The following is a 21,439-nucleotide window of genomic DNA, read 5'->3' as shown; positions in this document are numbered from 1 at the left end:
TTTTTTATAAAAAGTTAACCCTCCAAGCCAAAAGTTAATAATTCGGTTTAAGTGCCCAAGAAAATTATTAGTACATTTGATTTTGATACCATTACCATTTATGAAGAGCACAAAAAAGTATATACTACTCAAAATCATAGCATTACTACTCTTATCTTCATGGACTCAGGCGCAAAATATTCAAATTTACGATAGCACCTATACCATCGACAACACCAAGTATTTGGCAAAATATGAATATTATATAAGTGAAGAAGACACAATCTATAATGGCGAATTCAGCCTCTCTCAGCAATTTGAAAATAGAGAAGATATTTATGAATACTTGTCGCTTGAAGGATATTTTATCGAAAATCGAGCAGATGAAACCTGGAAATTAAAAGAAGGATCTTTCGAACCGACCGGTGATGGCTATTATAAAGACTATACTTACTCCTATGATGTAAACGGTCATGAATTTATGGCAATTGGAAATTTTATTGTAGGTGAAAAAACTGGCGTTTGGGAACTTTATGATTGGCAAATCCGCAATTCCAAAATATCAGACACTACACTAACAGCAAGCATAAATTTTGAGAAAGGTAAAGCCAAAGGTGAATTTCGTTTAAGCATTGAAAATAATATTTTAGAAGGTGAAATAGGAGAAAATGAATTGACCCAAGGAACTTGGTCATTCTATAAGGTGTCGCATTCTGGAGAAAAAGAATTAATAAAGGAATGGATATTTGATGAGAACAGCATTGTGGCTATGCACTTATACAGGAATGAAGAAGTGCAGAAAATAATAATTGAAAAACCAATCTCAGCAGATCTATTAACAGAAAACCTTTTGCTTGATCATAAATTTCTAGAGATAATTGATTTAAAAGCCAAAATCTATAATGAACAGTTATTAAAAAAATACAAGGAGGAGGATAAAATAAGTAATTTATATTTTACTTTACTGGAAAATTTAGACCTGGTAGACCAAAGCTTCTCCCCTATCACCAAAAGCAATATTAAGCCCGAAATCAAAAGCAAACTACAAGCAGCTCCTATTACTGAAAAAGAACTGGCTTTATTGCAGAAAGTGAAAGAGAAATTTGAGACGAATCAAGAAAAAGCCCAGTCCATATTAAGCAATCCACAATTTAATATTGCCAGCGTTTCCACCAATAAAGTGGCTGAAGCTAAAAACGTATTGGAAGATATTAATGATTTCATTCTAATACCAACTCAGGAAATCCTAGCACTGCATGAGAACGAACAATTGAAATTTTTTGAACGAGATAAATTGATTCAATATAAAATTGATTTAAGGGATAAATCTGCTATCAATAGTATTTTTAATAGTGATACATTATCACAAGATTATGAATTCCAATCTCAATTAAACTTTTCAAATAATCAAAGCAACTTATTCAGACTTTTTGCTCTAATGAATGCAATAGAGGTAGAATTGATTTTGATAAAAGAGCATTTACACGAATATCTTCAAGAAATTCAAGAAGAAGAGAAATTGGTGGAGTTAGAAAATGCAATGTTGGCTAAATACGAAAAAACCAACTATTTAGCTGACTCTTTAATTACAGGTGAGCATGATAATTTCGCTGGAATTGATGTCGCAAAAGCTATCGTAGATTTTACAGATGCACAGCTTGCTTTCTACTCCAACTTGACTACTATCGAGGAGAAAACTCGTGCTATAGAACCCCTTATTCAATGTTTTAATAGAACTGAAGAGTTAATTTACACTATAAACAAAGCACCTGAAAGCATTTATAAAATCAATGAGGCCTATACAAAAGAAGTATTTAATCCATACACTTTCACCAATATGGAAGAGAAATCAAAACCTTCCATTTACAAGGCTTTCAATAAATTATTGTTACCTGGCATATTTCAAAATATGCAAAATCTAAGCTGCGATAACATAAGGGCTTACCAAGCCAATTTTAAAGTTTTATATGATGAAATGATTGATGTTCTTAATGAGGAAAACACCAATAGAAAAGAACGAAAAGTAAAAAGGACTAACACGGCTAAAGAAGCAGCGGAAGTATTAGATATGGAATTAAGCTTTTGATGGTATGAGAAAACTTTTACTAATTATATTATTAGGTGCTTATTTCAATATTTCAGCTCAGGAACTAGAAGCAGATTTTGAAGATTTAAGTACAAATTTATGGCTTAGTTCCTACAATAAATTTAGGATAGCCGACAAGCTCTATTGGGCTGGTGAAATGCACTATAGAAGAGTGGGCAGTGCAGCCACTACGCCATTTGTTGACCGAATGGCACAAGTATACAATAGGCACGGCTTAAACTATGTTGTGTCTCCCAACTTCAATTTCACTGTTGGTGGTGTTTTACGTCTAAACTTCACCCCCCAACCTGGCAATGCAGAATACGATCCTATTTATATTGAACCAAGGATTTGGCATCAATATCTATTTGTACTACCCTTTCCAAAATTTATGTTATACAATAGAATCAGGATTGAGCATAGATGGAAAAGAGGAAGCAGAACCACCCAAGACGAATTCAAATTTGGTAACCGCTGGCGGTATAATTTCTATATGAAAATCCCTCTAAACGGGAATAAGTTAAAGCCAGGAACTTTTTATGTTTCTCCTAGCGTAGAACTGATTATGCAAAGCGGGAAAAATGTAGTAGGTAGCTTCGTTGAAGACTTAAGACTCTATGGAAACCTAGGCTATATTGCAAGTCCAAGGGTTTCAAGTTCTTTAGGATTGATGTACACGACCGGACAAAACATTAATGACCCTACCTTATACAGAAGAAGATTAATTATTAGATTGAGTACATATATTTCTTTAGATTTCAGAAAAGAAGAACAAAAAATACCAACCATTAAATTTTCAGATTAACCCGATATGGATAAACTCAAAAAAATATCGCTCTTTGTTTCGCCCATTATTATTGTAGGTTGTTTGGTAGCTATTTTCTTCCTTAGCAAAAGAAAAAACCACTTTAAGAAAGAAGCTCAAACCAAAACCGAACAACTGGAGAATTTAGTGCAACAAAGTGCATTATACCGTCAAAAATCCAAAGCAGATGAATTTTTTATTACTGGGAAATATGATGAGGCTATGGAAATTTACCTTGAAATAGCTGATTCAATTGACAATAACAGTTTTTTAAAGAGTAGAAAAGCTACTATAGCCCGATTTAATTCATTGCGATCGGAACTTGATAGCACGCAAAATATGAGCAGTTCACAAATGGCAAGTATGGAGCGAGAAATGGATAATAAAATTGGTGAGGTAGAAAAAGAGTACCAGGAAAAAATGGAGAATTTACAAAACAGATTCGATAAAGATCTGTCCTCCCTAAAAAATACCATAGCTCAAAAGGAAAGACAGATTCAAAATAAAGCTGAATTGGGCCGATTGACTTTTTATAATGCCAACGGCACTAAAATCGCTTATTTCGGAGAAGTGAAATTTGGAAAGGCAAACGGTGAAGGTGTTGGTCATTACAGTTCCAACAGTGTATATGATGGTGATTGGAAGAATAATATGAAACATGGAAAAGGAACCTATAAATGGGTAGATGGTCATAAATATGTAGGAGAATACCAAAATGACAAAAGAGAAGGAACTGGTACTTATTATTGGAATACGGGTGAAAAATATGTAGGCGAATGGAAAAATGATAAAAGAAATGGTCAAGGTACGCTTTACGATAAAGATGGAAATGTGAAGCTAGATGGCCAATGGAAAAATGATGAATTAGTGCAGTAAAGCTTAATTAATAATTATTAATTAGTAATTATCAATTACTCCTCACTTTTAATCATATTTAATACTTTTTCCATCTTAACCTTCCCATATAGCTGAAAGACCAAGGAATATGGAAGCTCAGCATTTTCAGCAAAATTGTTTTCATAGGATTGCAGCGGGACAAAGCTGTAATTAAACCTTCCACCTATTGTATAATTTTCATCAAAGTCGTATTCCAATCCAAATAGGGTGGCATAATCCATCGTACTTACTCGACCTTTTAGGCTTTCTTTATGCTCTTGATTACCTGTTGAATATTTATAACTACCACCTAAGAAAATAGAGGGTTGAATACCCAAATTGACTGTAAATTTTTCAGAGATCATAACGCCAAACATTATGGCGAAATCAAAATAATATAGATTGATATTATTAATGTTTTCGCTATCCCAATTCCATGAACCTTTTTGAGTAATTAAAGCCTCCATTTGAACAAAAAGCTTTTCTGTGGCTCCAAATTTTTTATAAGCACCTAATTGTAAGCCAGGCTTTAAGCTACTATTTCCTTGACCATTTATAGTGGAAACCACCAGCCCCCCTTTCAGCCCATAATCCTGTGCATTCAATTCATCAGGAAATTGAATAGCCCAAAAAGAAATCAGGACAGTAAAAATTAAAAAACCTTTTAATCTCATATCTAAAAAATATCTTATATTCAATTAACTTAAATGAATAATTTACCCGACTCAAAATCAGTGCAAATCTATAAACTATTGTTGAGCAAATACCTTTTTCAATATATCATTTATCCTTGCTGAAGGATTTTCTCGGATATCTTTTTCTTTCAAAGCTACTTTTTGAAACATGCCGTCCAAGGCACGTTCCGTAACAAATGTGGCTAAATCCTTCTCATTAATAGGATCAAGTTTCAGGGCATTGATAATATCATTCTTTTCTACTTCATTATAGGTTTTCACAAAACTGCTATACAATTGCTCACTGCTTCTATTATAGACAATTGGATCATCCAAAACATTCTTTATATCAGGTTTGAAAGCATTAACCAATTGATTAAAAGTCTTACTTCGTAAATAAGAAGTGGCTGCATTGTCATCCCCTTTCAATATGTCAAATCCATCTTGTACCGTCATAGATGTGATGGCATCTACAAAAATGGGCTTGGCTTTTATCACAGCCTTTTCAGCAGCACGGTTCAAACTGACTACCATATCGGCTTCAATATCTTTAATCAATTCATCATAAACTTTTCTACCAGCTGAAGTGGATTTCAATTGAGCAATAGCAGATTGTAGTTCAGAGGGCAATAAAATTTTTACTGCTTCATCTCTCAAATAGCCATTTGTAGCTGCTAATTGATCAACTCCTGCTTTTGTGCCCACCTCTAAAGCAGATTTCAATCCTTGAATTACTTCCCGCTCAGTCAATTGTCCCGTTTGGGTTGGATCAAGATCGTAATCTTTAGCAACTTGCTTTAAAGTTTCACAAGAATTAAAGATTATAGTACAAAAAATGGCAAAGAAAATTAGGGGTATCCGGTTCATAGTATGATAAATTTTCAGTTCATGCAATTTACAGATTTTTTTTCTGCCAAGCTGACAGCTAATGCAGATTAAATTACGACTGGAATAAGAATTGAGGATTGGCAAGAGATAAAACAAAACAGTAACTAAAATGCAAGAGAAAGGTAGTATTTCGATCCATTCGGAAAATATTTTCCCAATAATTAAGAAATTTTTATACTCTGACCATGAGGTATTCCTTCGTGAGTTGGTTTCCAATGCAGTTGATGCCACTCAGAAAATCAAAAGTCTGGGTACCCTAGGTGAATATGATGGTGATTTGGGTGATTTAAGCATCGAAATTAAAATTGATAAAAAGAAAAAGACTTTGCATGTCATCGATAAAGGGATCGGTATGACTGGCGAGGAAATCAAAAAATACATTAACCAAATCGCCTTTTCTGGCGCCACTGAATTTGTGGAGAAATATAAGGAAAAAGGAGAAGGATCAGGTATCATTGGGCACTTCGGTTTAGGTTTCTATTCTGCCTTTATGGTGGCAGACAAAGTAGAGATCAAATCTTTATCAAGAGAGAAAGATGCCACTCCTGCCCACTGGGTTTGTGATGGAAGTACTGAGTTTGAATTAACTGACGGTGATAAAAAAGAAAGAGGTTCTGAAATCATCTTACACATTAATAAAGATTCTGAGGAATTTTTAGAAGAACACAGAGTCAATGAAATCTTGACCAAATATTGCAAGTTCTTGCCTGTACCTATCATCTTTGGTGAAGAGGAAGAGACTATTAAAGAAGGTGAGGGAGATGATGCAAAAGAGAAGAAGATAACAAAACCTAAAGTTATCAATAACACTACTCCCCTATGGACAAAAGCTCCAGCTGATCTATCAGACGAAGAATATAAAAACTTCTATAAAGAGCTTTATCCATTTAGTGAAGAACCATTATTCTGGATTCATTTAAATGTTGATTATCCGTTCAATTTGACAGGAATTTTATACTTCCCTAAAATCAAGAATGACTTTGATATTCAGAAAAATAAAATTCAATTGTACTCTCGTCAGGTATTCATTACTGATGAGGTGAAAGATGTGGTACCAGAGTTCTTGATGTTAATGCACGGAGTAATTGACTCTCCTGATATTCCGTTGAACGTATCGAGAAGTTATTTGCAGTCCGACAGCAATGTAAAGAAAATCAACAACCACATTACCAAGAAAGTGGCTGATAAGTTAGCTGAGCTTTACAAAAATGATAGAAAATCATTCGAAGAAAAGTGGGAAAGCATTGGCTTATTTGTGAAGTATGGTATGATGAGTGATGATAAGTTCTATGACAAAGCGAAAAAATTCTGCTTATTAAAAAGCATAGAGCAAGACAAATACTTCACTCTAGATGAGTATAAAGAAAGCATTGCTGGAAATCAAACCGATAAGGATGGAAATGTGAATATCCTATATGCCACTAATCCTGATAAGCAAGATGCGTATATCACATCTGCACAGAAAAAAGGCTATGATGTGGTTATATTAGACAGCCCAATAGATAGTCATTTCATTAATCAGCTTGAGCAGAAATTGGAGAAAACCAATATGAAGCGAGTAGATGCTGATATAGTGGATAAATTGATTGATAAGGACGAAAAAGCAGAAAGCGTATTGTCTGATGATGAAAAAGAGAAGCTGAAAAAAGTATTTGAAGAGGCTATCAATAATTCATCTATGACGGTGGCTGTAGAAGCTTTATCACCTGATGAATTGCCAGTTTCCCTAACCATGCCTGAGTTTATGCGCAGAATGAAGGATATGCAGCAAACCGGAGGCGGTATGCCTTTCATGGGCGGAATGCCAGATCAATATAATTTAACCATCAATGCTAATCATAAAATGGCTTCCAAAATATTGAAAGCTGGAAGCGAAGAAGAGCAAAAGAATATTGCCAAGCAGAATTATGATTTAGCGCTTCTTTCTCAAAACATGCTGAACGGTAAAGATTTAACCAACTTTATCAGCCGAAGCGTGGAGATGATGGAGAAATAATTACGAATTAGGAATTTGATAATTACGAATTAAGGTTCACCAATTCGTAATTCGTAATTGAAAATTTAATAATTATTATAGACAGCCCGGAATTTTCAATAACTTCGGGCTGTTTTCGTTTTGGATAATATGAAGAAATTCTTACTGATATCGACCTTATTTATTGGCTTGCCTCTTATTCTATTGGCTCAGGAAGAAGAAATCCCTCAAGATACTACAGAAACAGCTTCCGACACCGTGAGGAGAACCTTTCAGTTTCTGGATGGAGCACCTGTAACTATTGACCTGAATACAGAAGAAGAGGAGGAAGAAGAGGAAGAGGACAAAAAAAAGAAGGAAAAGAAAAAAAGAAATTTTTACTACGGTAAAAAGGTAAGGAAAAACTACACCTTGTCAGGTTATGGAAACAATGTCACCCGCGAACTTTTCAACTATCTTAAGAAAGAATATGTAGAACCCGATCCTTATGTAAGGGATTTCTATTGGTATGATTTCAAGAGAAAAGAAATTAGAAGTACCAAAAATGCAGACCCAAAATTTGCAGGGATTTTGCATGGACCTTATCAGAAAATAAAGGATGAGCAGGTGATAGAAAAGGGAATGTTCTGGAATGGGCTTAAACATGGAAGATGGATGCGTTATGATAATAATGGTATACTTCTGTATAAGCTCACCTATTTTAAAGGCTGGCCAATAGATTCCAAAATCACTTATTATGATGAAGAGAAAAGACAGCATGTGAAAGAAGTGATTCCGATTGAACATGGTGAAAAAGAAGGAACTTACCTTTATTTCCATAAAAATGGCCAAGTAGCCGTGCAAGGAGAATATCGGTTTGATGAAAAAGTAGGTCTATGGGCAGAATATTATGACCAAAGAAGACGAAGAAAAAAAACGATTCAATATGGTCGAGATCCATTCGACCAAGAATTTAAGCCTTACATCAATCAAGAGTGGAATGCTAAAGGTGACTTAGTATATGACCGCGACCAGTGGAACCGTAAATTTGCTTCCAAATGATTAAAAGTTTACTCCTCATTGGGCTTGGCGGTGGATTGGGAAGCATTGCCCGGTATAGCACCACAACGCTAGCTCAAAAATACTTATCCAGTTTCTTGCCTTACGGAACTCTCATTGCCAACCTATTAGGTTCATTTTTAATCGGGGTTTTGATAGCTTATTTAATAGAAAATCCCTCTCAAAACATCAAACTATTATTGGTTACGGGCTTTTGCGGTGGTTTCACTACCTTTTCAACCTTTTCATATGAGAATTTCAGCTATCTTCAAAATGGACAAGTAGGAATGTTTTTGTTGTACGGGATGGGTAGTTTAGCAGCGGGCTTGTTCTTTGTTTATTTAGGTTTTAGTTTTCTTAGAATATTTTAGTTTAGATCGAGTCTTCACATTCAGAACTGCAGTGTAGCTATCAATAAATCGGGCTTTCTGACTTCCAAATTACAATAGAACTTAAGTTGACAGCCCGGCTTTACTCTATTTTTTAAATAAATATATTCTAAACCTTTTCATTAAATAACACTAGATTTTTTTATCTTTATCATTGAAAACCTATGTTTAATAGAGTAAAATATAACTCTAATAGAAAAGTTACAATTGTTGAACCTTTGAAATGAATTGATATATGAAACGATTAAATTTAATTCTACTCCTATTGCTTACTGCAGCGAGTGCATTTGCTCAAATTAACTTTAAGCAAGTGCCTCCTCCAGCACCTGCTCCTCAAATCATTCCCGCATTCGAACCAACAGATGAAGGGGATATTGCTTATGCTGATGTAGACGGCATTAATGGACTGGATGTACTCATCACAGGAAGTAATAATGCTAATGATCCTATTGCCAAACTGTATATTAATGATGGCAACGGTAATTACACAGAAAAAACGGGGACACCATTTATAGGTGTTACGGAAAGTTCGGTAACTTTTGCGGACATTGATGGAAACGGAAGCCAGGATGTAGTGATATCAGGTCTTGATAATACTAGTCAACCGATCACTAAGCTTTATACTAATGACGGTGATGGAAATTTCACTGAAGATGCCACTGCAAATTTTGAGGGCGTTCGAGGTAGTGAAATTGCTTTTGCTGATTTAGATGGAGTAAATGGACCAGATTTACTAATATCAGGGCTTAATGCATCATCAGTCTTAATTACCAATCTTTACCTAAATGATGGTAGTGGTAGTTTTACTACAAAAAGTACAATTTTTAAAAAGATAACAAGAGGTTCGATCGCTTTTGCAGATGTGGATGGAGATAATGACTTAGATGTGGCCTTAAGTGGAAATGGTGTGCCTGCGGCATTCCCCAATCAAACTCCAGCAGAACGAACTGAAATATATTTGAATGATGGAAGTGCTAATTTCACATTACTGAGTGGTACTCCTTTTGAAGGATTATTAGATAGTGACCTTTCGTTTGAAGATGTTGATGATAATAACAGCCAAGATTTATTGATTTCAGGATCTAATAGCTCAAACCAACCCGTTACAAAACTATACATAAATGATGGGTCTGCTAGCTTTACGGAAAGCTCCGAAATTTTTGATGCACTGAAATTTAGTGCAGTGGCTTTTGCAGATGTAAATTCAGCAAATGGCCCAGATCTACTTATTTCAGGTACAAATTCAATAGGAGATGAAGTTACTAGACTCTATCTTAATGATGGGAGTGGTGGCTTTCCGGGGGGAAGCGGATCATTTACCAATATTTCAAATGGATCAGTAGCCTTTTTAGATATTGATGGAGATGCCAGCTTAGATTTAATAATTTCAGGGAAAAATTCATCCGGTAATCCAATCACTGAAATTTATGCAAATGATGGTACGGGAGTGTTGACACTTGCAAGTGGAACTCCTTTTGAAGGTGTTTTTAAAAGTGCTGCTGCTTTTGCTGATGTAGATAATGATGGCAACCAAGATGTAATCATCACCGGTGACGATAATGCCAACAACGGAATCGCTAAGCTGTATTCAAATGATGGGAGTAATAATTTCACTGAAGTTTCAGGGACTCCGTTTGCAGGAGTTGAAACCAGTGCAATTGCTTTTGCCAATGTAGATGGGGCAAATGGGCCAGATGTATTGATTTCCGGATTAGAACCTGGTTTCCCACAAGTATTCAGTACTAAACTTTATTTAAATGATGGCTCAGGAAACTTCGGAACTCCAACTTCTCTTACTGGATTAAATAATGGTTCTATAGCTTTCGCAGATATCCAAGAAGATAATAATAATGATTTAGATGTTGTCATCACGGGAGCAAATCCTAATGAATCACTTTTCCATGCAACAATATTATATACAAATAATGGTGATGGTACATACACAGAAGTTGCAGGAACTCCTTTTGAGGACGTAATAAATAGCTCCATTGCTTTTGCTGATATGGATGGTGAAAATGGCCCTGACCTTATAATTTCCGGAGAAAATTCCTCTGGAACTGCCGTTACAATTTTATATATCAATGACGGAAATGGGAGTTTTTCTGCATCAGGACAAACCTTTGATGGTGTAAAGAATGGTGCTATTGCTGTCGGAGATACAGATGGAGATGGTAGCCTTGATCTTCTGATTACAGGAAATAATGTAGCAAAACTCTACACAAATGATGGAACAGTCGGAAACCCTACATTCACAGAAGTTGCTGGAACGCCATTTTCAGCAGTCAACAATAGTGCTGCAAAAATTGCTGATATAGATGGAATAAACGGAAACGACATCATTATTTCAGGCGATGAAAGTGGTCAATTCACTACCAAATTATACGTCAATGATGGAAGTGGGAATTTTTCTGAAATAGCTAATTTACCGCTCACTGGTGTTTCTCAAGGCGACCTATCGCTAGCTGACACCGATAATGATGGACTTTTAGACATTTTAATTACAGGAAGAAACCAATCAGGTCGTAATATTTCATATTTGTATAAAAACTTAACTGATTTCGTTCCTCCTAGCATCACATCAGCGGCTACAGCTTCCGTGGACGAAAATGAAACCGCTAGTTTCTATACCGCCACAGCAGATGAAGAAGTTACTTTTACTTTGGGTGATTCTAAAGATGAAGCCTTTTTTAATATCTCTGCCGATGAAATCAGTTTTAAGACTGCACCAGACTTCGAAACTCCTCAAGATGCCAATAATGACAACATTTATCTTATTGATTTAATTGCAACAGATCAGGGAGGTAATGAAGTTACTCAAGAAGTCGCCATCACTGTGTTGGATGTGGATGAATCTGGCCCTACTATCACCTCTGCAGCAAGTGTTAGTGTAGAAGAAAATATCACGGGAACGGTTTATACTGCTACAGCTGATGTCTCCGCAACCTTTACTTTGGGAAATAGCAAAGATGAAGCACTATTCACTATATCAACAGATGCCATCAGTTTCAATGATTCTCCAGATTTTGAAGCCCCAGCGGATGCTAATGAAGATAATGTCTATGAATTAGATCTCATCGCTACCGATGGAGATGGGTTTGCCACAACTAAGGCTCTTACCATTACGGTCACGGATGTAGATGAATCTGGTCCTACCATCACCTCTGCGACAAGTGTTAGCGTGGAAGAAAATATTAATGAACCAGTTTATACCGCCACAGCTGATGTCACCGCCACCTTTACTTTAGGAAGCAGCAAAGATGAAAGTCTTTTCACTATCTCATCGGGTGTCATTAGCTTTAATTCTTCTCCAGATTTTGAAGCTCCGTCTGATGCCAATGAAGATAATGTCTATGAGCTAGATCTTACCGCCACAGGTGAAAATGACTTCAGCACTACTGCTGCTATTACCATTACGGTCACGGACGTAGATGAATCTGGACCTAGCATTACTTCTGCTGCAAGTGTTAGCGTAGAAGAAAATGTCACAGGAACAGTTTATACTGCTACAGCTGATGTCTCCGCTACCTTTACTTTAGGAAGCAGCAAAGATGAAGGTCTTTTCACTATCTCAACGGATGCCATTAGCTTTAATGCGGCTCCAGACTTTGAAACTCCGGCCGATGACAATGGAGATAATGTATATGAATTGGATCTTATCGCTACCGATGAAAATGACTTTAGCACAACCAAAGCGATTACTATTACAGTAACAGATATCGATGAATCTGGTCCTGTGATCACCTCTTCTGCAAGTGTTAGTGTAGAAGAGAATGTCACGGGAACAGTTTATACTGCTACAGCTGATGTCTCTGCTACTTTTACTTTAGGAAGCAGCAAAGATGAAAGTCTTTTCACTATCTCAACGGATGCCATCAGCTTTAATGCAGCTCCTGATTTTGAAACTCCGGCTGATGCCAATGAAGATAATGTCTATGAATTAGATCTTATAGCTACCGATGGAGATGGGTTTGCTACCACTAAGGCTATTAGCATTACGGTAACCGATATCGATGAATCTGGTCCGACCATCACCTCCGAAGCAAGTGCTAGTGTAGAAGAGAATGTCACAGGAACAGTTTATACTGCTACAGCTGATGTCTCTGCTACTTTTACCTTAGGAAACAGCAAAGATGAAAATCTTTTCACTATCTCAACAGATGCCATCAGCTTTAATGCAGCTCCTGATTTTGAAACTCCGGCTGATGCCAATGAAGATAATGTCTATGAATTAGATCTTATAGCTACCGATGGAGATGGGTTCACTTCCACTAAAGCTATTAGCATAACGGTAACCGATGTAGATGAATCTGGCCCTAGCATTACCTCTTCGGAAAGTGTTAGTGTAGAAGAAAATAGTAGCGGAACAGTGTATACTGCCACGGCTGACGTTACAGCTACCTTCGCCTTGGGAAGTGATAAAGATGAAGCTCTTTTCACTATCAGTACGGATGCCATTAGCTTTAATGCAGCTCCTGATTTTGAAGCTCCAGCTGATGCCAATGAAGATAATGTCTATGAATTAGATCTCATAGCCACTGATGAAAATGGGTTTAGTTCCACTACTGCTATAACGATAACAGTAACTGATGTAGAGGAAGAACCTCTTTCTATCGATTCTGAATTGCTTTCAAAAGTTTATCCAAACCCTGTTCAAAACACATTATTTATTCAACCCTTAACCATTCAAGCTGATGCAGAGATTTTCATTTACAATACTTCTGGAACGGTTATAGAACATATTAAATACGATGGTCAGGAGCAAAAAATAGATGTGTCTGAGTTTAACCCGGGTGTTTATGTTCTTATTATTAAGTCAAATACTAAGCAAATGCAGCTTAAATTCATAAAAGAATAGATCTCTTTAGCAAGGATAATTTCTACCTTCTATTGGTAGATACTTGAAAAAAAAGAGCGACTGAAAAGTCGCTCTTTTTTTATGCTTTATTTCAAGCTTAATTTTCTATATAATACCTGTATATATTTTTTGGTGATTTAACAGCATTATCATTTTGATGGACTATGAAATAAGCCCAAACTTCAAAAATCCTTTAGTAAACAATTTATGCAAGCCAGTCTTTTAACAAACTAGTTTGCACCACCTTTTTCTTCTTCCTCACTAATTTTTAGCCCTTTTAGGCGCTCCAGTTCTGCTTTAGCATCTTCATCATCAGGATTTAAAGAAATCAATTTTTCGTATGCTATAATTGCCTGAGGGTAATTTTCCATCTCAACTAATAATTCCCCATAACTTTTATATCCGTACCAGCTGCCAGGATGATAATAAGTATTAAATTGAAAGACCAATAAGGCTTCATTTTTCTTCCCAGCGGCTGATAGCACTTTACCTAAGGTATTGAATTCAGCAAAACGACCTACCTTATAATAAGCAGTTCTGTAAATATTATTGATGTCTTTATAGATCTCATCCATGCTCATGGTATCAAAAACCTGGAGGATATAATTTGCACCAGCGTAATTGGGAGCGGAAGGATAACCCAAAGCAATTTGTGCAACATCAGTAAAAAGGTCAGTGCTTGGTGACTCTACAATTCTGGCATATTCTTTTCCATCCTCTTTAAAAATAAAAGTAGGCACACGATGAATGTTCAAGCCTTCTTCTTCGCCATTTGGCCCTTGTTTGTAATCTTCTCCCGAGCCGTAAAGGGCTGTGAATTTCAGTTGATCTCTACTTAAGCCCATATCATCCCAAAGTTTTAAAAACTGAGGCACCCATTCCTGACTATCTCCACACCAGGTGCCTAAATAGATTTCTACCGAATCATCTTCTAGGTTTTCGATCCAATCATATTCCGTTTTTTCAAGCGCAAACCTTTCATAATTTGTATTAAACCAACTGGAATAGGTAGTATCTTCTTTTAAATAATCCACTGGGAATTCACCCCAGATATGTTTATCGCCTTCTTCCGTATTGTAAAATTGTATTTCTTGAGCTTTTATCGTACTGATGCTAATAATAGCGGTAACGGCAAAGGTTAATAGTTCTTTCATCTTTATTATAGTTTGAATAGTTTAAAATACTAAAGTAAAAAATCTTTTTAAGATATGACCAACAGTTAAATAAAGTGCCTTGAATAGAATCGTTCACCATTCCCACCCTTTGTTCAATAGGCCTTATGGAGTTTTTTTGAAATTCATATTGATTAATGGGAAGCCCCTTTTTCCTATCCTATTCCAGAGACCAATTTGCATTCCGTTCAGCTGGGCGGCACTATTGATAAGTCCAATTTGTAGGCCTTTACCATTATTTGTTTTATTAAGTATACCTGAAATCATAACTCCATTGAAGTGCTTGTATTTTCCTGCAATTGAAGTAATTGATACGCCATTCAATTTGTCCACATTATAGAAAAAGGCTGTCACATGAAGCCCCTGAATTGCAAACTGCTTGCCAAATTCAAAAAGACTAATGGATACTCCATTTAACTTATGTCTTATTAGTAGATCATCGTATGTTAAAGTATCAATATCAAAATTTTCTAGTAGCATTCTTGGATAAAAAGGAGCCATAATAAGAGACATTGCAGCAATATAAGCCTGAGGAAGGAAAACATTTGTATGTAAACCATTAATTCGAATTGAATCCATGTGCACACAATGGTTGTCAAGTGATGCTTCCCACCCAATCGCCCATCCATTTGTAACTCTGGCTTTGGAGGGTACAAGTCCAATGACATTATGAGTTCGCTCCATATAAACATTTTTATATTTCACGGAATCCTCAAGGCAGTCTGATTGTCCACTTGCAGAAGCAATTGAAGCGAAAATAAGTATAGCTGATAAACAAAATTTTATAGCAATGCTTACAAAATTAATATCATTTTTCATGAATCTGATTCTAATTATACATGCGGACTTTACTGAATGACTCACAACGTGCAGTTAAAATGCACTTGCCATACCTAGCTGACGGTTTACTAAAGTAGCGAAGCCAAACCATAACCACAATTATTGAATCAGAAATGAAGAGAACCCTCCTGAATGCTTGTTATAAATCTAAATGAGATATCTAGTTTAGCTTTGTGGAGAATTAAGTAATCACTTTGCTAAAAGCAAGGAGCAACTACATTCTTAGCAAATGCTAACGGTTTGTTTAATAGTCTAATCTGTTAATTTTTAAGATTGCTAAATACAAACCTAACGAAGCTAATCCTAAACCCACCAAACTATAAGTAAAGCGAAAATCAATAATTCCAGAGACAACGGTCCATAAGCCAAGAATTATACAAATTAACGCAGCATATAAAAGTCGATCTGCTCCAAGCAAAATTTCCATTATAATGATTAAAATAAGTTCACGGTTAAATTTCTGATAGTTTTCTGCATAAACCTTTCCATTCTCAGAAATTGAAACAAGATCGAGCTCTGGTTCTGCCATCTTCCTTTCTACTTCCCTTCCAGCTTTCTGGTAAAATTTATCGTATTTTGCTTTCTTTTTATAGTCAGATAAAACAGAGTACGCTTCGTAAATATCTAAAAACTGTTGTTTAGAGTCCCAATTTGTTTTGTCTGGATGTGTCAATAAAGCTTTTTTTCGAAATGCCCTTTTTACATCTATTTCCGAGGCATTTTTACTTATTTTTAAAATTTTGTAGTAGTCTTTCATTGAAAGGAATTATCGCTAACGACCCTGGCTATGATGAGCGGGGCATAGAAAGCTCTAAGCTTACCATCTGCACACAGCCACAGCAATTAATAAAAGTACAAATTGTGGCTGACTTTCCAAGTGCTATCAAACTTTCCTGATTTATGGCATACCATCCATGATGTTCTGAACAGTCTAATATTCAAGTAAATCGAATTTCTTCACCCTGATGTTGTCATTAAGTCTAAGATGTATCTTCTTGTTTAGATCATCTAAAGTGTAAATAGAAAATCGTTTACCATCAATCGTTTGACCTATCAAATTATGAAGTGTTTTATCGTCTTGATAAAAATAGAATTTTAGTTTAGCTGAAATAAATATTCCAAACGTTGCACCTTTTTGTGTGTTCCAAATGTGCTGAACTAAAATACAATAGTCATAAAATGATATCGCATTAGGACATTCTAGAATTGTTTGCTTTGATTTGATGCTAAAGTCTTCAAGTTCATAATTTCCTTCAGAAAATGCTACAAAGTCAACTAATAAAGCATGAATCTCATTGTTTGAATACGAGATGAATTTTTTACCTGTTGAAAAATCAAACTTCAGATTCTTTATGGATTTGTACGGTTCTTCAGGCTTGTCTTGGCTTGATTCTTTGTCCTCAATTATACTCAGATTGAATAATTTATTAAGTCCATAAAATAGAAACCAAATTGGAGCGAGGAACCAAGTTCTATAACTATCAGGTCGAATCATTTCAAGGAAACCACGGATGATGTCGAGAGGATATCTAATCACAATAACTATCAACGCAATAGCCAAGAGTATAATAATAGTTCCGAAAATAAAAGAATATGATTCCAACTAAAGTTAATTGTTTGAACAGTCCGTGTAGTACGCTTATTCCGCAGGGAATGCACTATACACCTTGTCTGCATCTCGTATTTTATCTTTTCCTTTTATAATGATTCTGAGTTACTTGGTTCAGAAATGTTTTTGATTCAATTAGTTCAAATTTGAGTTTCTTTGGGAGGTCAGTAAATAAAGGTGAACCACCCCCCAGGAGTATCGGAATTGTTGTAATTTTCATTTCATCAATTAAATCCTCTTTCAGAAAATTTCTTATTGTGGTTCCTCCATCAATGTATAGTTTGTGAAATCCTTTTTCATTGATTTGTTTTAATACTTCGGTCAAAGTACCCTTTACCAAAAATACTTTTCCTTTATGACTTTTAGGTATTTCATTCAGCGTATTACTTAAGACAAATACTGGTTTGTTATATGGCCAGGCGACATCAAATCCAAGTACAGTTTCAAATGTCTTTCGTCCCATTACAAGAGCGTCAATTCCATTTGTGAAATCGACATATCCCATATCATCTTTGTTAGGATTCGGTATAGAATGGAGCCAATCAATTCGGCCATTTTTGTCAGCGATGTATCCATCTAAACTTGTTGCGATAAATACGCTATTCTTATTACTCATTATTTTTTCGTGTCTGGTGTTCTGTATGAATGTCAACGACTGGCTAATATAAGTTTGCTACACTAAGCTGACGATTTACTAAAGTAGCAAAGCCAAATCATTATTACAATTGCAAAGCAGTAAAAGGAGAGAATCAATCTATATGTTTTCTATTTGAAAAAAGATGTTTGGCTTTGGGTGATTTAAGTAATCACTTGGCTAGCAGCAATGAGTAAATACATTTTTAGCAGATGTTTGCAACTTTATGTTATTTTTCCAGTAATATCCTGTCGGCCAATGATTGCCATAATCTCAGCAATATTATCATTATCATTGATCCTAAAATAGATGCTATCAGCTCCGCAAACACAACGTCTATATCCTTCTTTAATGTAGTCAACTGATTCGTATGAAAATGGTCTCTCTGCAATCATGTCAAAGTAATCGAAAAATGTATTGAAGTACTTGTCGGCTTGTACTTCACCAAATTTTTTAACTCCGTATTGGTGTATTCTGATGAGGTCGTTTTTGGCTTCGTTGCTTAGTCTGTAATCAGCCATTCAAATTAGACTTAGATTCTGCTAAAATCTGTTCTTTAGTTGCATCTGTAAAACCACTTTTCTCCGATTTTTCAAGTTTTGCTTTAATCCAATCAATTTGCTTTTGTTGGCTTCTTGCTTGTCGGATTAAATCGTTCACTAATTCGCTTTTGCTTGAATATTCCTGACTGTCGACTTGGGATTTTAACCACTCGTCATTCGGTTCGGTAAATGAAATACTTTGACGTGCCATAATTTAAAGTTTGATGTAAATATACACCAAATTCGAATCAATTGCAAGGAGCGCTATTGTTGCCAACCTGTATAAAACCCGTTTGTTATACTAGGCTATGAAATACTGAAAGTAGTAATTTATGCTTTCTCCACAAACTGATACACTTCATTAATTGCAAAAGCTCAGAATAAATAAGTGCCATAATTGCCCAAAGGCAGTATCTTTAGTTGCCCGCTATGGAAAGCAAGCATAAATTACGGGCTATTTAGCAGACACTTTTCTACAGGGTGGTGAGCAAATGGGTTTTATGCCATGTTAGCGAGAGTCAGTCATAAATAGGAGGACTTCTTAAAGGTAGAGCCCTTAAAGTATCCGACCAAAAGCCTACCCGCCATATATTCTTTTCGTTGTTCTCTGTATTTATTGATAATATTGGTCCTGAATTCATTCGAATTTTGATAGAATGAATTGCTTCTATATTCTTAAATTCGAAGACGTCAGCAAGAGCGAGCATATCTTCAGTCGTTATGATTTTACGCTCCGAAGTTTTCTTAGTATTTAAATAGATATCAATCGTATCCTGCTCAAAAATTTGTTCAAAAAACAGATATAAGGTGTTTTTTGATAGTCTGTTAGAAGGTCTATTGATTCGTGACATATCATATTCGTAGTCTACAGAGACTTGATACTTCTGATTTTCCGTGGCAGGTTCACTGCAACCAGAAAGAACTGCTATTAAGATTGGTATGTAAATTAGAACCTTCATTCTCGCTAACGCCATGCTAAAATGCGTTTGCCACACTTCGCTGACGAAGTACTAAAGTAGCAAAGCCAAACCATAACTACAATTGCAAAGCAGTAAAAGGAGAGAAGCACTTTGTTTGCCTTTTCTTTAAATGCATCTAAATGTTTGGCTTTGTGGCGAAGTAATTCCTCACTTTGCTAAATGCAGTTAGCGAATGCATTTTTAGGTAATGTTAGAGACATTTTTATTCAGGAGAATATGTCAGATAGGGTAGAAGAACTTCCACTGCTAGTATTCGCTTGACAATTGGGTTGTTGAAATCTTCATCACTGTAATTCATAATTGCTCCATTCGCCACTAGAACAGGTCCTAATCCTCCAGTTTCCACTATAGTTTCTACATATCCGGAAATCAATTCGTCACATTCTTTTAAGGTTGATAGTGCTTTGATAAAATTACTATTCCATTTGTTCGAAATATGTTTCCTAGTTGAGAGGCTATCCGTTGTATGGAATTCATACTTGAAAATCATAGTGTCCAATCCTGCAACAGCATTGACAAGCTCCTCTCTCTTGACAATTTTCGAGTAGAATTCTTGATCCTTCCCAGACGCAAGCGGTTTTAGGAAATTTCTACATTTATCAGGGAAACTTGAACCGTCTGATTTCATCACAATCCGTTCAAATTCGAGGGTCAACTCGTCAAGAGGTTCAGCATACTTAGAATCAAGCTCATTGTTCAGTTTTTTCAAACAATCCTCGTTACTAGGAGAGCATGCAGACATTATGATAATTAGTAGAAAATATCGAATCATGGTATTGGATCTAACGCCACTGTATAAATTCGTGGCTGATTAAAAGTATAAAAATTTGCGTTAACTACCGAGGCAATCCGCAGGATTGGCTTATTAAATTAACTTTCACCAATAAGGCAAGCCTGCGGATTGCCGGGCTTTCTACAAAGAGCTGAAGGAACAATAACCTACTAACAGCCATGATTTATGACAGAATGTTATACTTCTTTATTTTTCCGATTGTTGATAGTATTTTTCTAAAATGTCTTCAATACTTTTTGCATATATTTTTTCTGCATTTAAATAAGTTATTTTCTTAAACTCTGTTTTGTATTCATAAGGCATTTTTAGTTTTTCTCTACCCCCCTTTGTTAATGCAATATAATAGAAGACTATTGATGAAATTTCAGATTCATCACTTGGTATATTTTCAACTTGTATTTCCAAAATGTTAAATTGTTTCTCAAAGTAGTCGTATTGAACTTGTAAAATTTTTCCTTGACGAACGATTATTAGCAAATCAGTTTTATCTTCTATCTTTTCAGAATAAGGTTTAATTCGTTTTTTTAATGATTGCAGTTTTTCTCTGGATATTTTAACATCATCAGTTACTATTCGATTATCGTTTTCATCAAAAAAATTGCGATAAATTTGCCTCAAACTGTCGTACTTGTCTTGCTTTTTCCATGTTTCTATAATTAGATTGTTCATTTCCTTAAGCTTCTTTTCATTTTTAGAGGCACCACCATAGTATACACTATTTGTTTCCGTTACCAATTCATATCTTTTTGTCTTTTCGCTGAACCAGTGTGATCCCAATTGCTCTCCTTCTACATGATAGGTAAGATGATCACGTTGCTTAAAAATTGGTTTTATTTTTACACTTAAGCACTCTCGCAAATCAATTTTCTGAATGTTTTCTTCTCCGTCTTCCGTCATATAAAATCTGATTAGATGATTTTTGGTTAGCATTGTAAAGGCCTCATCATAGATTTCAAATGTGGGTATAAGTTGCGAATAGTCATAAATCATCATTATGATGCTATCATCTTTCTGAATTAGTTCAGATTTTGAAATTCGGTCTCTTATAATTTCTGGAATATCCTCTCTGCCCTCTGCAAAATCTTCGATATCCATAGTGCATGAAGAAATCATTATCTGAGTTAATAAAATTATAATAGCATATCTCATATAATAGTTTTCTAATGTTAATTGATAGCACTAATGAAGTATAACGGTCTCGGCTATGCGTAGTGCGGGATTTCAAGGCACCTCACTGTCCGTTTACCGATAAGTTTATTTAATGTAATTACTTTCATAGCAGCACTTTCGCCCGCATTACGTAT

19 protein-coding genes are annotated in these 21,439 nt (G+C 35.5%); 7 read left to right on the top strand and 12 right to left on the bottom strand.

What is annotated here, in order from left to right; all coding sequences use genetic code 11:
- The first annotated feature begins 100 nt into the window (after nucleotides 1-100).
- The 3 genes from FTRAC_RS17270 to FTRAC_RS19490 are packed head-to-tail and all read left to right on the top strand — an operon-like array spanning nucleotide 101 to nucleotide 3,746.
- A complete protein-coding gene (locus tag FTRAC_RS17270; RefSeq protein WP_013455573.1) occupies nucleotides 101-2,065 on the top strand; it encodes a hypothetical protein in 1,965 nt (654 codons plus the stop codon).
- Between the two features lie 4 nt (nucleotides 2,066-2,069).
- A complete protein-coding gene (locus tag FTRAC_RS17265) occupies nucleotides 2,070-2,870 on the top strand; it encodes a DUF2490 domain-containing protein (RefSeq protein ID WP_013455572.1) in 801 nt (266 codons plus the stop codon).
- A gap of 6 nt (nucleotides 2,871-2,876) precedes the next feature.
- Nucleotides 2,877-3,746 carry an MORN repeat-containing protein gene (locus tag FTRAC_RS19490; protein ID WP_013455571.1) on the top strand — a complete coding sequence of 290 codons (870 nt, stop codon included), beginning with the start codon at nucleotides 2,877-2,879 and terminating at the stop codon, nucleotides 3,744-3,746.
- A 35-nt stretch (nucleotides 3,747-3,781) separates the two neighbouring features.
- Here the strand turns inward: FTRAC_RS19490 and FTRAC_RS17255 are convergent, their stop codons facing one another.
- The gene (locus tag FTRAC_RS17255) at nucleotides 3,782-4,420 is read right to left on the bottom strand and encodes an outer membrane beta-barrel protein (RefSeq protein WP_013455570.1); all 639 of its coding nucleotides are present in this window, start codon (nucleotides 4,418-4,420) and stop codon (nucleotides 3,782-3,784) included.
- A gap of 75 nt (nucleotides 4,421-4,495) precedes the next feature.
- Complete coding sequence (locus FTRAC_RS17250; RefSeq protein WP_013455569.1) at nucleotides 4,496-5,287, bottom strand: DUF4197 domain-containing protein; 792 nt, start codon at nucleotides 5,285-5,287, stop codon at nucleotides 4,496-4,498.
- A 130-nt stretch (nucleotides 5,288-5,417) separates the two neighbouring features.
- Between FTRAC_RS17250 and htpG the strand changes: the two genes are divergently transcribed.
- The 4 genes from htpG to FTRAC_RS17230 all read left to right on the top strand — a co-directional run bounded on the left by htpG (nucleotide 5,418) and on the right by FTRAC_RS17230 (nucleotide 13,565).
- Nucleotides 5,418-7,304, top strand: coding sequence for a molecular chaperone HtpG (gene htpG / locus FTRAC_RS17245; RefSeq protein WP_013455568.1), 1,887 nt, complete (start codon nucleotides 5,418-5,420; stop codon nucleotides 7,302-7,304).
- 129 nt (nucleotides 7,305-7,433) lie between these two features.
- The gene (locus tag FTRAC_RS17240) at nucleotides 7,434-8,324 is read left to right on the top strand and encodes a toxin-antitoxin system YwqK family antitoxin (RefSeq protein WP_013455567.1); all 891 of its coding nucleotides are present in this window, start codon (nucleotides 7,434-7,436) and stop codon (nucleotides 8,322-8,324) included.
- The gene (crcB, locus tag FTRAC_RS17235; protein WP_013455566.1) at nucleotides 8,321-8,692 is read left to right on the top strand and encodes a fluoride efflux transporter CrcB; all 372 of its coding nucleotides are present in this window, start codon (nucleotides 8,321-8,323) and stop codon (nucleotides 8,690-8,692) included. Before FTRAC_RS17240 ends, crcB begins: the two co-directional genes overlap by 4 nt.
- A 253-nt stretch (nucleotides 8,693-8,945) precedes the next feature.
- Entirely contained in the window at nucleotides 8,946-13,565 is a 4,620-nt protein-coding gene (locus FTRAC_RS17230; RefSeq protein WP_013455565.1) for a T9SS type A sorting domain-containing protein, read from the top strand.
- Between the two features lie 230 nt (nucleotides 13,566-13,795).
- On the opposite strand, the gene FTRAC_RS19485 is transcribed toward FTRAC_RS17230, so the two are convergent.
- From FTRAC_RS19485 to FTRAC_RS17180, 10 genes are all read right to left on the bottom strand, one after another.
- Entirely contained in the window at nucleotides 13,796-14,719 is a 924-nt protein-coding gene (locus tag FTRAC_RS19485) for a tetratricopeptide repeat protein (RefSeq protein ID WP_013455564.1), read from the bottom strand.
- Between the two features lie 123 nt (nucleotides 14,720-14,842).
- Nucleotides 14,843-15,556: a hypothetical protein gene (locus tag FTRAC_RS19480; RefSeq protein WP_013455563.1), complete on the bottom strand. Its 714-nt coding sequence runs from the start codon at nucleotides 15,554-15,556 to the stop codon at nucleotides 14,843-14,845.
- 265 nt (nucleotides 15,557-15,821) lie between these two features.
- Complete coding sequence (locus tag FTRAC_RS17215) at nucleotides 15,822-16,334, bottom strand: J domain-containing protein (RefSeq protein ID WP_013455562.1); 513 nt, start codon at nucleotides 16,332-16,334, stop codon at nucleotides 15,822-15,824.
- A 174-nt stretch (nucleotides 16,335-16,508) separates the two neighbouring features.
- Nucleotides 16,509-17,180, bottom strand: coding sequence for a hypothetical protein (locus FTRAC_RS17210; RefSeq protein WP_013455561.1), 672 nt, complete (start codon nucleotides 17,178-17,180; stop codon nucleotides 16,509-16,511).
- Nucleotides 17,181-17,262: 82 nt separating this feature from the next.
- Nucleotides 17,263-17,802: a dihydrofolate reductase family protein gene (locus tag FTRAC_RS17205; RefSeq protein ID WP_013455560.1), complete on the bottom strand. Its 540-nt coding sequence runs from the start codon at nucleotides 17,800-17,802 to the stop codon at nucleotides 17,263-17,265.
- Nucleotides 17,803-18,044: 242 nt separating this feature from the next.
- Entirely contained in the window at nucleotides 18,045-18,341 is a 297-nt protein-coding gene (locus FTRAC_RS17200; protein WP_013455559.1) for a type II toxin-antitoxin system RelE/ParE family toxin, read from the bottom strand.
- The gene (locus tag FTRAC_RS17195) at nucleotides 18,334-18,573 is read right to left on the bottom strand and encodes a ribbon-helix-helix domain-containing protein (protein ID WP_013455558.1); all 240 of its coding nucleotides are present in this window, start codon (nucleotides 18,571-18,573) and stop codon (nucleotides 18,334-18,336) included. Before FTRAC_RS17195 ends, FTRAC_RS17200 begins: the two co-directional genes overlap by 8 nt.
- Before the next feature lie 307 nt (nucleotides 18,574-18,880).
- Nucleotides 18,881-19,336: a hypothetical protein gene (locus FTRAC_RS17190; RefSeq protein ID WP_013455557.1), complete on the bottom strand. Its 456-nt coding sequence runs from the start codon at nucleotides 19,334-19,336 to the stop codon at nucleotides 18,881-18,883.
- A gap of 208 nt (nucleotides 19,337-19,544) precedes the next feature.
- Entirely contained in the window at nucleotides 19,545-20,051 is a 507-nt protein-coding gene (locus FTRAC_RS17185; RefSeq protein ID WP_148230108.1) for a hypothetical protein, read from the bottom strand.
- Nucleotides 20,052-20,321: 270 nt separating this feature from the next.
- A complete protein-coding gene (locus tag FTRAC_RS17180; RefSeq protein WP_013455555.1) occupies nucleotides 20,322-21,284 on the bottom strand; it encodes a hypothetical protein in 963 nt (320 codons plus the stop codon).
- Between the last annotated feature and the right edge of the window lie 155 nt (nucleotides 21,285-21,439).

It is taken from the genome of Marivirga tractuosa DSM 4126, assembly GCF_000183425.1.
In the GTDB taxonomy this organism is placed as follows: Bacteria; Bacteroidota; Bacteroidia; order Cytophagales; family Cyclobacteriaceae; genus Marivirga; species Marivirga tractuosa.
The sequence above is the reverse complement of the archived record's forward strand: the minus strand, read 5'-3'. Positions and strand labels throughout refer to the sequence as shown.

Coding starts and splice junctions, on each gene's coding strand:
- FTRAC_RS17215 (WP_013455562.1), bottom strand. CDS start 16,334: ATGAAAGACTACTACAAAATTTTAAAAATAAGTAAAAATGCCTCGGAA.
- FTRAC_RS17190 (WP_013455557.1), bottom strand. CDS start 19,336: ATGGCGTTAGCGAGAATGAAGGTTCTAATTTACATACCAATCTTAATA.
- FTRAC_RS17255 (WP_013455570.1), bottom strand. CDS start 4,420: ATGAGATTAAAAGGTTTTTTAATTTTTACTGTCCTGATTTCTTTTTGG.
- FTRAC_RS17180 (WP_013455555.1), bottom strand. CDS start 21,284: ATGAGATATGCTATTATAATTTTATTAACTCAGATAATGATTTCTTCA.
- FTRAC_RS17230 (WP_013455565.1), top strand. CDS start 8,946: ATGAAACGATTAAATTTAATTCTACTCCTATTGCTTACTGCAGCGAGT.
- FTRAC_RS17195 (WP_013455558.1), bottom strand. CDS start 18,573: ATGGCACGTCAAAGTATTTCATTTACCGAACCGAATGACGAGTGGTTA.
- FTRAC_RS19490 (WP_013455571.1), top strand. CDS start 2,877: ATGGATAAACTCAAAAAAATATCGCTCTTTGTTTCGCCCATTATTATT.
- FTRAC_RS19485 (WP_013455564.1), bottom strand. CDS start 14,719: ATGAAAGAACTATTAACCTTTGCCGTTACCGCTATTATTAGCATCAGT.
- FTRAC_RS17200 (WP_013455559.1), bottom strand. CDS start 18,341: ATGGCTGATTACAGACTAAGCAACGAAGCCAAAAACGACCTCATCAGA.
- FTRAC_RS17270 (WP_013455573.1), top strand. CDS start 101: ATGAAGAGCACAAAAAAGTATATACTACTCAAAATCATAGCATTACTA.
- htpG (WP_013455568.1), top strand. CDS start 5,418: ATGCAAGAGAAAGGTAGTATTTCGATCCATTCGGAAAATATTTTCCCA.
- FTRAC_RS17250 (WP_013455569.1), bottom strand. CDS start 5,287: ATGAACCGGATACCCCTAATTTTCTTTGCCATTTTTTGTACTATAATC.
- FTRAC_RS19480 (WP_013455563.1), bottom strand. CDS start 15,556: ATGAAAAATGATATTAATTTTGTAAGCATTGCTATAAAATTTTGTTTA.
- FTRAC_RS17265 (WP_013455572.1), top strand. CDS start 2,070: ATGAGAAAACTTTTACTAATTATATTATTAGGTGCTTATTTCAATATT.
- FTRAC_RS17205 (WP_013455560.1), bottom strand. CDS start 17,802: ATGAGTAATAAGAATAGCGTATTTATCGCAACAAGTTTAGATGGATAC.
- FTRAC_RS17240 (WP_013455567.1), top strand. CDS start 7,434: ATGAAGAAATTCTTACTGATATCGACCTTATTTATTGGCTTGCCTCTT.
- crcB (WP_013455566.1), top strand. CDS start 8,321: ATGATTAAAAGTTTACTCCTCATTGGGCTTGGCGGTGGATTGGGAAGC.